This is a genomic window from Shewanella inventionis, from assembly GCF_019931735.1.
GTDB lineage: Bacteria > Pseudomonadota > Gammaproteobacteria > Enterobacterales > Shewanellaceae > Shewanella > Shewanella inventionis.
Map to the genome: position 1 here is coordinate 3,031,455 of NZ_CP082926.1, position 12,526 is coordinate 3,043,980.

Consider the following 12,526-nt stretch of genomic DNA (forward strand, 5'->3'; position numbering starts at 1 on the left):
ATTATTTAGCTTTGCTATTGGCAATATTCACTTTCCATATTGCAGGGCCAGTCTCGTGAGCATTAACGCCATTTGAGTCTACCGCAACGGTCACTGGCATGTCTTGCACTTCAAACTCGTAAATGGCTTCCATTCCTAAGTCTTCGAAGGCAACGACGCGTGCTTTTTTAATGGCTTTAGACACTAAATACGCCGCACCGCCCACAGCCATTAAATACACAGCTTTGTGCTTTTTAATCGATGCCACCGTTTCAGGGCCACGCTCAGACTTACCAATCATGCCCATTAGGCCGGTTTTTTCTAGCATCATGTCGGTGAATTTATCCATACGGGTTGCCGTTGTTGGGCCCGCTGGGCCAACCACTTCTTCACGCACTGGATCAACTGGGCCAACGTAGTAAATAAATTTACCTTTAAAATCGACACCTTCAGGTAGACCTTCGCCTGAATCTAATAACGATTGAATGCGCTTATGCGCCGCATCACGGCCGGTTAACATTTTACCGTTAAGCAATAAGGTATCACCGCTCTTCCAGGTTTCGATTTCTGCCTGTGTAATGTTATCTAAATTTACCCGATGGGTGTTCTCGCCCGCTTCGCGCGTGATTTCTGGCCAGTCAGATAAAGAAGGTGGCGCCAATTCAACAGGGCCTGTGCCGTCTAAATGAAAGTGCACATGGCGAGTTGCCGCACAGTTAGGGATCATCACCACAGGCTTTGACGCAGCATGAGTTGGCGCAGATTTGATTTTGATGTCTAACACTGTCGTTAAGCCACCTAAACCTTGGGCACCTATGCCTAAGTTATTAGCACGCTCAAAAATGTCTAAACGTAATTTTTCTTCACTTGTTTGAGCGCCGCGAGCCATTAACTCATGAATATCAACCGGATCCATTAATGACTCTTTTGCCATTACAGCAGCTTTTTCAGCCGTGCCGCCAATGCCTATGCCGAGCATACCCGGTGGGCACCAACCCGCTCCCATAGTCGGTAAGGTTTTCTCTACCCAAGCTGCAATATCATCAGACGGGTTTAACATCGCCATTTTTGATTTGTTTTCAGATCCGCCGCCTTTAGCTGCAATCATCACTTCAACCTGATTACCAGCAACCATATCAATGTGTACAACCGACGGTGTATTGTCTTTGGTGTTTTTGCGCACGCCAGCGGGATCGGCAACAATCGATGCACGTAATGGGTTATCTGGATTAGTGTATGCACGGCGTACACCTTCATCGACCATTTCTTGTACTGTCATATCGGTTTTGTCCCACTGTACCGACATACCAATTTTTACAAATGTGGTGACAATCCCCGTGTCTTGACACAACGGACGCTTACCTTCGGCAGACATACGCGAGTTAATCAAAATTTGTGCGATCGCATCTTTAGCGGCAGCGCTTTGCTCACGTTGGTATGCATTGTACATCGCATCAACAAAGTCTTTAGGGTGATAGTAAGAAATGTACTGTAGTGAATCTGCGATACTTTCAATAAAATCAGCCTGTTTTATCACAACAGGAGAATTAGAATGAGTTGTAGGGGTATTGCTCGACATAGTGGGCGCTCCAGCAGCCATTGCGGCCTAACATTATTATCTTTAACACACAGTTGGGTATTATCTATGAATCGCTCAAATAAATGACGACTCATTAGACGCTTACCAAACTGAGGTTAACTATTTAGACCAATATGATACTCTTTCCATCCTTTTTGGGCTACATCACATTTTTAGATAAGGGTCATCGATGTTTGCGCGGGCAAAAAATGCACTTTATGGGCAAAAATTAGATTGGCAAATTGAGACAAAACAACTGTTTGCATTATTTTGTGACACCCCATGGGCGATGTTACTCGACTCAGCTCATGCCGCTCATGCCGATGCTAAGTATGATGTTATTGCCATTAATCCCATCGCCACATTAACCAGTGATGAGGGCAAGTGTCAGTTTACTGCAATTGATCCTAATATTGCGCAGCTCAACATCGCCTTTGCTGATGCACAAACGCCACTTGAAACCTTAGCCCATATCCACCATTTACTTTATCCCGCGGTTCAAGCATGTGAACACCCTTTTAGTGTCGGTGCAGTTGGTGCTTGGGGTTATGATTTGGGTCGCAGCATTGAAAAACTGCCTGAAATAGCCAACAAAGATATTCACTTAAAAGAGATGAATATAGGATTTTATGATTTCTGCCTGCTCTACAGCTATGAGGAAAAATCTTGGTATGCATATCATTTTAATGGAAAATCTGCGCTTGATTTTGAGGTGAATTTAATTCACTCAAAAATACAATCTAAACACAAAGATAATGTAGATGCTCACGTCGGCGCACAAGATTTTAGCTTAACATCAGCATGGAAAAATCAAATAACAGAGCAAGAATACCAGCGTAAATTTGCTCAGGTGCAGCAATATTTACTCAGCGGTGACTGCTATCAAATCAATTTAACCCAGCGCTTTGAAGCGCAATATCAAGGTGACGAATGGCAAGCGTATTGTGCATTGTCTTGTGCTAACCAAGCGCCCTTTTCTGCATTTATGCGTTTACCTGAGCATTGTGTACTATCCATTTCGCCTGAACGCTTTATCCGCTTACAGCATAATGTTATCGAAACCAAACCCATCAAAGGCACCTTGCCACGTAATATTGACCCTAGCTTAGACTTGCTTGCAGCTGACACATTACGTGGATCTGAGAAAGATCGCGCCGAGAATGTCATGATTGTGGATTTACTGCGTAACGACATTGGTAAAGTCGCCGCAGCTGGCAGTGTTAAGGTGCCGTCGTTATTTGCAATTGAAAGCTTTCCTGCTGTACATCATTTAGTGAGCACGGTAACAGCCACACTGGCAGCGGATCATAACGCCTTTGATTTACTCCAGGCCGCCTTTCCTGGCGGTTCGATTACCGGCGCCCCCAAAATACGCGCCATGCAAATTATCGAAGAGTTAGAACCATCAAGACGAAACCTGTATTGCGGCAGTATTGGTTACATCAGCCAGGACGGCAATATGGACACCAGCATTACCATTCGCACCTTAGTGACCGAGCAAAACAACATATATTGTTGGGCGGGCGGCGGTATTGTGGCCGATTCTGATGCAAAAGCGGAATATCAAGAAAGCTTTGATAAAGTCAGTAAAATCTTGCCCTTGTTAGAGAATCTGAATAAACAATAATACGCTGATATTTTCTAAGCCGTTAAATCTCAGTACTTAATTGAGCCAAAAAGCTTTTCATATACTTAATTCTTTTGCTGGCTTCTATTTTTGCAGATTCGGTGTGCATGGTGTCAGCAAGCTTAAATAATTTTGTGAAGAAGTGGTCAATCGCAAAAAGCCGATCATTGGCTTGTCTGTTGATACAAAATGGGTCATCTACATGGTATAAGCTCACACCAAGGCTGGTGCTGACTTGAAGACACCTTGCAATGCCAATGGCCCCTAATGCATCTAGCCTGTCGGCATCTTGAACTATTTGAGCTTCGAGACTTTGTGGCTTAATATTGGCACTGTAACTGTGGGCGACAATCGCATGGTGAATGGCGGGCAGTAGTGTTTTGGGATAGTCAATATTGCGCAAAAACGCGATCGCTTTATCTGCCGCAAAACGAGAGCTCTGAGCACGGTCTGGATGATTTTTAGCAAACGAAAAACAATCGTGTAAATAGGCTGCGGGTACCACAACGTCCATGTTTGCACCTTCACTTAAGCATAACGATTTGGCCATGTTAACGACTCTACACACATGACGAATATCATGGGCTAAATCTTGTTGCATTTCTATTTTAATAAATTCAATCAATTGATCTTCATATTGTTCGATCATGCTATTCCTTGCGCGGCTCACTGATTTATAGTTTCTACTCATATTGGCAATGTATAAAACCAATGCCATACATCAAAGCATGCTAATGACTGATTAGCCACAATAAAACCCTTTTTCTGTTAAAGCATACACAAACAAATAAAAACCAAAATTCAGGTTATTTCTATGACTAAACACGCCATGGCGAAATAAAGGCTCATAATTTTTGACCGATTGTTCAAAATAATGTTGAGCGTTCACTCAAAATCTGTTTCAATATTAGCCCTAATAGAAAAGGAGTGACTCATGCTTAAGTTTTTTTTCCATCCAGGCCCTAACCCAATGAAAGTTGCATTGTTTCTTGCCGAAACCGGTTTACCTTTTGAACTGGTGCCTGTTGATACCCTTAAAGGTGAGCAACATACTGCTGAATTTAAAGCGATTAACCCAAATGCTAAAACCCCTGCAATTGAAGACAATGGCGTCAGAGTATTCGATTCAAACGCGATTTTATTATACTTAGCTGAAAAGTCTGGTCAGCTTTTAGGTAAAGCTGAAGACCGCGGTGAACTGCTATCATGGTTAATGTTTGTTGCAACTGGTCTTGGCCCTTTTTCTGGTCAATGTGTGCACTTTAGACACCATGCGCCTGAGAAAATTGCTTATGCCACTAACCGATATTTACGTGAAGCCCAACGCCATTATGAAGTGTTAAACGAACATTTAGCGGGTCGTCAATACCTGGTCGGCAATGAATACACTATTGCTGATGTATCTGCTTGGGGCTGGATTGACAAAGCAACGGTAGTACTAGGCGAAGAAGGCTTAACACCTTACCCTCATTTACAGCGCTGGTTTGAGAGCATAAGTTCACGACCAGCCGTTGAAACTGCCCGTAACCTCGGTAAAGATATTGCTTTTAAAGGTGAGTTTGATGAAGAAGCAAAACGAGCTTTCTTCCCGCAAAATTTCCCAAAAGCTTAACTAAACCAATATTCAGTTAACAAGCTCAAGTCATTAAAAACGCGTATTGCTTTGCATTACGCGTTTTTATTTAGCCATTTTCACCATAAAGTCCACAACGCGATGAGTGAGGTAATCAATATGCCACGTTGTGATTATTTACTGCTGATATTGCACAATTTAACTTGTTCTTATGAGGTAATTTTTCTACTGTTACTGTAGCGTTTAAATATGATTATCAATGAGGTAAATCATGAATACTCACTTACATCATCAAGTTAACCAATGGTTTGAACAAGACCCCGACCCAAAAACCCAACGGGCTTTAAAAATCCTGATTGATAACCAAGATGAAAGCACGTTAACAGATATGTTTTCTGGGCGTTTAGCGTTTGGCACTGCAGGACTTAGAGGTGTCGTAGGTCCTGGTCCCATGGCCATGAACCGCTTAGTTGTTAGGCAAACTACCGCAGGTTTGGGGGCATATTTATTATCACAAATAAGTTACGCCGCTTCGCGCGGTGTAATTATTGGGTATGACGGTCGCCATGATTCATACACTTTTGCCCATGATGCTGCTAGCGTGCTCACCGCAATGGGCTTTACCGTTCGATTAACAGCGCAGGTTGCACCAACGCCACTCGTGGCATTTGGGGTAAAACACTTTAATGCAGCAGCCGGTATTGTCGTTACAGCGAGTCATAACCCACCACAGTACAACGGTTATAAAGTGTATTGGGAAAATGGCGCACAGATTATTCCACCGCACGATTCAGGTATTGCAGCCAGAATTGAGCATGCAGCAACTCAAACGATCCCATTTATGGATTTGGAACTGGCTGAAGAGCAAGACAAACTCATTTGGCTCAAAGATGAGTTTTATCAAACTTATCGTCATGGCATACACAATGCGACTATTTTACAACAGCATGCCAACACAAGTAAGGTCAGTTTAGCCTACACCGCCATGCATGGCGTGGGCGCTAATATGGCTGAAGCGGTGTTACACGATGCAGGCTTTAAACAAGTTTATTCTGTAGAAGCTCAACGCGAGCCAGATGGCGACTTTCCCACCGTCAACTTCCCAAACCCTGAAGAAGAAGGCGCAATGGATTTAGTCATAGCAGAAGCGAACAAGCATCGAGCCATGCTGGCTTGCGCTAACGATCCAGATGCTGACCGCTTTGCTGTTGCGGTACGTACTTCTGATAATGACTATAAAATGTTAACTGGCGATCAGGTAGGCGTATTACTTGGCGAATATTTGTTATCAAACGCACCAGCACATCAACGTTTAGTCGGCACGACGATTGTCTCTTCAAGTTTATTGTCTAAAGTCGCTCAGTCGTTTCATGCAAGCTGTTATACCACGCTCACCGGATTTAAATGGTTAATGAATGTGGGCATAAACAGATGCGAAGCTGATAACCAATTTTTATTTGCCTATGAAGAGGCCCTTGGTTATACCGTAGGCAGTATGGTATGGGACAAAGACGGCTTGTCAGCCCTGGTTGCTTTTGCTCAAATGTGCGCAAAACTGGCAGAAAAAGGCCAAACAGTTTGGGATAAGTTAGAGCAAATTTATCGCCAACATGGCTTTCACTTAAATGCACAGATAAGTATTGCCCTTAAACCTGACACGCCAAATATTGGCGAGTATTTACGTCAACAACCACCTGAAAAAATTGCCGATTATACGGTGCAGTTCTGGGATGACTTGAGCCAATCACGTCGTACATTTTGCGATGGTAGCACCGCTGTGATTGATTTACCTAAAAGCGATGTATTGATTTACAGTTTAGAAAATGACGCCAGAGTGATAGTGAGACCCTCGGGGACTGAGCCTAAAATTAAGTGTTATTACGAAGTGGTAGAAAGCATGGATGAAACAGATACCTGGGCCACAGCACAAATGCGCGCTCAACAAACAATGGCAAACTTTATTAAAGCTCATCAAGCCAGTTTGCCTGAGTAATATATTTATATTTAATGGGCAAATGTTAAACACCTGTTACATTTAACAGGTGTTACCACTTGTTTAAAACATTAATTTAACACATTGTGATCATTAAAAAAATTCACTATAACTGTGTGTCATTAGTTATGCATCTTTAAACTAATTGACAATAGATTAAACTGATCTATTAAACGGTGAATTTACTCTATAATGTTATAAAAATTATCATAACGTTATAGCAGGATGATGAAATGTATAAAAGTCTCGTTAGTGTGGCCGTTGCTGCAAGTATCACAGTCCCAACAGCGTTCGCTGCACAAGAAGGTGAGAATTTAGAACGTATTCAGGTAGTTGGCTCGCGCATTGCACTGCGAACAGCAACTGATAGCCCGACGCCAGTGGACATTATTACTGCTGAGCAACTCGAAGCCACAGGTATAACAGAAACCGCAAAGGCACTGCAATTTGCAGCCCCAAGTTACAGCTTCCCTTTTTCTTCAATTACCGATGGTAGTGATGCGGTTCGTCCTGCCAGTTTGCGCGGAATGTCGCCTGATCACACCCTAGTGTTAGTCAATGGTAAACGTCGCCATGGTTCTGCACTAGTTCATTTATCAGGAACTGTGGGTAAAGGCTCTTCAAACGTTGACCTCAACGCAATACCAATGACAGCCATTAAGCGTATTGAAATTTTGCGCGACGGCGCATCTGCACTATATGGTTCGGACGCCATTGCTGGTGTGATTAACGTTGTGCTTAAAGACAGCGACGAAGGTGGCAGCATATCAACCCAAATTGGTCAAACCTATGAAGGTGACGGCGAACAAGTCCGTGTGGGTGTTAACCAAGGTTTTAGTATTAGCGATGATGGTTTTGTTAACGTATCGCTTGAAGCCCATCAAAAGAACGCCACAAACCGTGCAGGCCTGGACTCTCGCCAACAATATCCTACATTAGATGACGGCAGTTTAGACCCTCGCGAAGAAACCTTTGATCGGCAAAACCACCATGTTGGCGACAGTGATTATGATAACTACGGTTTATTTGCCAATGCCGAGCAAGCCATTTCAGACACCAGTAAAGTGTATGCATTTGGTGGAATAAGCAAGCGCAACTCAACTTCTGGTGCATTTTATCGCCGTGCGATAGATTCTCGTAATATCATTGAAGTCTATCCAGACGGATATTTACCGCAAATTAGCCCTGAAATTATCGATTTTTCTTTGTTACTTGGTTACGACTTTGAAATTGGTAAATGGACGATTGATGCCTCAGCAGGCTTTGGCAGTAACAGCTTTGAGTATAACGTTGAAAACACCATTAATGCTTCGTTAGGTCCCACCAGCCCGACGGATTTTTATGCAGGCACCCTGTCAAATAGCGAACTCAATTTAACGTTAGATGCGTCAACTTATTACGACTTTTATAATGACTCTGAATTGATGGTAGCCACAGGTGTGACGTTCCGCGAAAGTGGTTATGAAATTGAAGCAGGCCAAGAAGAGTCGTACATTCAAGGTGATTATGAAGGTAAAGCGGGTGGCAGCCAGGGTTTTGGCGGCTTTACTGAAGAGTCTGAAGTGAATGAAGATCGCACCAATGTTGGTTTGTATATAGAACTTGAAAACCAATTAACTAACGAATTTTATTGGGCGGCTGCTGTACGCTATGAAGATTATTCTGATTTTGGTAGCAACACCAGTTGGAAGTTGTCTGGGCGTTATGATCTCACCGATAAGTTAGCGTTTCGTATAACCACTGATACAGGTTTCCGCGCGCCAAGTGTACAACAGTTATACTTTACTAACGTGTCGACTTTCTTTGATCCTGATCCAGTCACCGGTGAATTTGTGCCTCGAGAATCAGGCACCTTTAACCAACTTTCGCCAATTAAAGAGGCGCTAGGGATCCCTGATCTTAAAGCCGAAATATCACACTCTTACAGTGCAGGCCTAGTGTATAACGGTGATAATGGTTTTACTGCCACATTAGATGCATACCAAATTGATGTAGACGACCGAATTATTTTGTCTGGTTCTGTTGATCAAGAAAGCTCCGCAGTGATAGCTGCAGCTCTTGCAGGGACTAACGCAGAGTCTGCGCGTTTCTTTATGAACGCAGTTGACACCCAAACTCAAGGCGTTGATTTAGTAATGACTCAGCAATTTGACCTGGGACAGTATGGTGATGTGTCAACTAACCTAGCCTACTCATATAAAGAAACAGACATTAAGTCGGTCAACTTACCGTCAATACTCAACGGTTTGGAAAGCGAGTTATTCGACAGAATTGAAGAAATTCGAATGACAGAAGCAACGTCTAAGCATTCTGGCAACATTGGATTTACGCATCAATATGATGACTTTACCACTAACTTACGTTTTAGTTATTTTGGTAAATACACCGTGGGTTATTCAGCAAGTGAAGTTGAATATGATGCAAAATGGACCACAGACTTAAGTACCCGTTATCAAGCGACAGATGCGCTTGCCGTAACACTTGGCGTACAAAACTTGTTTGACACATACCCTGAAAAACGTCCTGAAGACAATAACTTCAATGGTATTTTTGTTTATCCATTAACCAATACACCATTTGGTTTTAACGGTGGTTATTACTACTTAGACCTACGTTATACTTACTAATAAATATATTAACCAACGCTTAGGTTAATAATGTACCAAACAAAAAGCACCGATAATTCGGTGCTTTTTCATTTAAGCCCAACTAACTGTTGTTAACCATACAACTTATCGATGTATTCTTGAGCGACACTGTCCCAGGTAAAGCGTTGCTGTGCGGCCTTTTGTGCTACTTTTTTCCATTGAGGCGTGTCATACAGTGCCAACACTTCGCTTAAACGCATCACTAATGCGCTGCCCTGTTGTAACAATGACTCACCAGTAAACGCCCAGCCACTCTCATTATCAATAATGGTGTCTTTTAATCCACCCACGGCATGCACTAAACAAGGCTGACCTGCCCTCATCGCCAACATTTGGCTGATGCCACAAGGTTCAAATGAACTTGGCATTAAAAATAAATCACCTAATTGATATAACTCGTCAGACACTGATTCATTATAACCATGAATAAACACCAGATTGTCATACTTTGCAGCAATCGTTTGCAGGTGTGCTGCAATGTGTTTATCACCACTGCCTAATAGCCAAAACACCCCGTTGGATTGTTGTTTTTTTAGGGTGCGAAGTAATGCCTCCAGTACAGTGATGGATTGCTGATGCCCATGACCATCAACATAGGGTTGTAATAAAATCAGCACTTTTTGTTCAGTTAAGCGCCCAACCGATGTCAACAGAAACGGGATTTGCAATGTATCTTCTCGTAACAGTTTGACACTCAATTGTGATAAACGATTCAACGCAATACTATCAATGGCGCTGACATGAGCAACATTGGCTTGCCAGCTTAACACGGCATTTTGTGCATTCGTCAGTAACTGAATATACGAGTCACGGTCTTTGGTTTCGCGTTGATGATTGTCATACACACAACCATTAATAATGCCAACCAAATCATCTTGCTGTGCTTTAACGGCTAAATCACCTTCAAGGCCTTCACCACCAAAAAAGCCTTTGCCATGATTGGATGCCATTAGCACTTCCTTGGCATAACTTGGCGACACTAAATGGACTTTATCAGACAGGACAATTCCCATACGCATTGGATTAATACAATTATCGTATCGCGGGTCAAATATGCTGACTTTAGCAATGGCTTTAAGCTGATATGCGTATTGAGGAAACCAGGCAGCAAATGAAGATTCATCGCCACTAAACGGCCTGATCCCTTGCAAGGCTAAGTTATGAATAGTATATACACAGGCGATGTCATTGAGACGCTCAAACTCATTAACGCATTGCCTTAACATGGCCACCATAGCCGCATGCCAATCATGCAAATGAAGCACCTGGTAACGAGGCAGAATATTGTCAACTAAGCAAGTCGCCACGGCCAAAGAGAATAAAGCAAATTTAGTTGCATCATCGGCAAAAGGTCTGTCATGTGCTCCGTTACAATACACTTGCCCATTATGATTAAATAACGGGTGGTCGAACAAATACACCATAGGTGGATTTTGCTGTAATTGCTCTGGCAGTAAATGATCACCGGGAAGAGAATGAATGGCTAATACATCGTCTTTGTGAGCAGGCCTTGGCATGCAAAACACCTTGATATGATGTTCCGCACCCGAAAAATGAACACTAATATTGGCATAATGCTTTGCATGATAATGCCCAGCCAAAAAGCCATAATTTGGCATGGCCACATCGGCTATAACACCACATTGCGCCAAAGCAGGCGGTAAATCGCGGATCACATCCGCCATACCGCCCACCTTCGCCCCATGTAATGCATCGTTTTCTGCCGCCACCAGCAAAACACGTTTTACATTTTCTTGGGTCATTCGGGGTCCTTATTCGTAACCAACAGCTAAACCTAACATTTTACGCGTCACCAAGGTAATCCCTTTTTCTGACACCCTAAAGCCTCTCGCCCTATCGTGGTCTTGGTTGTATCCAATAACCATTCCGTCAGGAATAATGCAACCACGGTCAATAATTGCGTTTTGAATTTTGCAATTTTTTAATACCACAACATCGGGCAGCAGCACAGAATCTTTAACAAACGAGTAGGAACACACTCTGACTTCATCAAACAACACACTGCGTTTAACTTTGGCACCAGAAATAATGCATCCGCCAGACACTATCGAATCAACAGCCATACCACGGCGATCTTCATCGTCAAATACAAATTTTGCAGGTGGTAATTGTTCTTGATATGTCCAAATTGGCCATTTAGCATCGTATAAATTTAACTGTGGTGTCGGTGATAACAGCTCCATGTTAGCTTGAAAAAATGAATCTAATGTACCAACATCACGCCAGTAAGCGGGTTCTTCAGGTACTGCACTGGTGAACGGATACGCAAACACATTAAACTGCTCAATAATGGCTGGAATGATGTCTTTACCAAAGTCTCGATCTGAATTTTCGTTTTTAGCGTCTTTCTTTAGCTGGTCAAATAAAAACTTAGTGTTGAATACATAATTACCCATCGAAGCAAGGCATTTTTCTGGATCATTGGGCGTAGGTTTAGGGTTAGCCGGTTTTTCTTCAAAACCAATCACACGCATATTGCCATCAACTTCCATAACACCAAAAGCACCAGCGGCTTCTGCGATCGGCGTTTCTAAGCAACACACTGTCATGTCGGCACCAGACTCAGCATGAGCGGCGAGCAATCCAGCATAATCCATACGATAAACATGATCGCCAGATAAAATCATCACGTATTTGGGGATTTCATGGCGAATAATGTCAATATTTTGAAATACAGCATCTGCAGTGCCTTGATACCAATTACCCGAGGTTTGTTGTGATGCAGGTAAAATCTCGACCGATTCGCCTAGTTCTTTTTTAAAATGGCCCCAACCACGAGTAACGTGACGAATGAGTGAGTGTGATTTGTATTGAGTCACCACACCAACACGGCGAATACCTGAGTTAATACAGTTAGACAGTGGAAAGTCGATAATGCGAAATTTTCCGCCGAAGTATAAGGCGGGTTTTGCACGCCAATCGGTTAACTCATATAAGCGCGAGCCCCGGCCGCCGGCTAAAATGATTGCATAGGTATCACGAGTTAAATTACTAATATAACGAACATTACTCATAAACAGACTCCATTCGGCTTTATAGTTAAGCCACGATTAATAAGCATATATCCACGCCTTGCTGTACAACTTGGCGATGCTGCCATCGCCTC

Annotated in this window: 8 protein-coding genes; 4 read left to right on the plus strand and 4 right to left on the minus strand. The window is 42.8% G+C overall.

Translation table 11 applies throughout. From position 1 onward, the window contains the following. Position 1: 1 nt before the first annotated feature. Complete coding sequence (locus K8B83_RS13430) at positions 2 to 1,558, minus strand: fumarate hydratase (protein ID WP_188736839.1); 1,557 nt, start codon at positions 1,556 to 1,558, stop codon at positions 2 to 4. A gap of 190 nt (positions 1,559 to 1,748) precedes the next feature. Here K8B83_RS13430 and pabB point away from each other — a divergent pair, with 190 nt between their 5' ends. Beyond that, on the plus strand, positions 1,749 to 3,185 hold the full coding sequence (gene pabB, locus K8B83_RS13435) for an aminodeoxychorismate synthase component I (protein WP_188736841.1): 1,437 nt from the start codon (positions 1,749 to 1,751) through the stop codon (positions 3,183 to 3,185). 22 nt (positions 3,186 to 3,207) lie between these two features. On the opposite strand, the gene K8B83_RS13440 is transcribed toward pabB, so the two are convergent. Next, the gene (locus K8B83_RS13440; RefSeq protein WP_188736843.1) at positions 3,208 to 3,834 is read right to left on the minus strand and encodes an HD domain-containing protein; all 627 of its coding nucleotides are present in this window, start codon (positions 3,832 to 3,834) and stop codon (positions 3,208 to 3,210) included. Positions 3,835 to 4,119: 285 nt separating this feature from the next. On the opposite strand from K8B83_RS13440, the gene K8B83_RS13445 reads away from it, so the two are divergent. From K8B83_RS13445 to K8B83_RS13455, 3 genes are all read left to right on the plus strand, one after another. After that, positions 4,120 to 4,797: a glutathione S-transferase family protein gene (locus tag K8B83_RS13445; protein ID WP_188736845.1), complete on the plus strand. Its 678-nt coding sequence runs from the start codon at positions 4,120 to 4,122 to the stop codon at positions 4,795 to 4,797. 232 nt (positions 4,798 to 5,029) lie between these two features. Further along, entirely contained in the window at positions 5,030 to 6,751 is a 1,722-nt protein-coding gene (locus K8B83_RS13450; RefSeq protein WP_188736848.1) for a phospho-sugar mutase, read from the plus strand. A 233-nt stretch (positions 6,752 to 6,984) separates the two neighbouring features. Further along, entirely contained in the window at positions 6,985 to 9,378 is a 2,394-nt protein-coding gene (locus K8B83_RS13455) for a TonB-dependent receptor plug domain-containing protein (protein WP_188736850.1), read from the plus strand. A 92-nt stretch (positions 9,379 to 9,470) separates the two neighbouring features. Here K8B83_RS13455 and K8B83_RS13460 read toward each other — a convergent pair whose 3' ends face one another. After that, positions 9,471 to 11,162 carry a glycogen synthase gene (locus K8B83_RS13460; protein ID WP_223417413.1) on the minus strand — a complete coding sequence of 564 codons (1,692 nt, stop codon included), beginning with the start codon at positions 11,160 to 11,162 and terminating at the stop codon, positions 9,471 to 9,473. A 9-nt stretch (positions 11,163 to 11,171) separates the two neighbouring features. After that, positions 11,172 to 12,434: a glucose-1-phosphate adenylyltransferase gene (gene glgC / locus K8B83_RS13465; RefSeq protein ID WP_188736854.1), complete on the minus strand. Its 1,263-nt coding sequence runs from the start codon at positions 12,432 to 12,434 to the stop codon at positions 11,172 to 11,174. Positions 12,435 to 12,526: the final 92 nt, after the last annotated feature.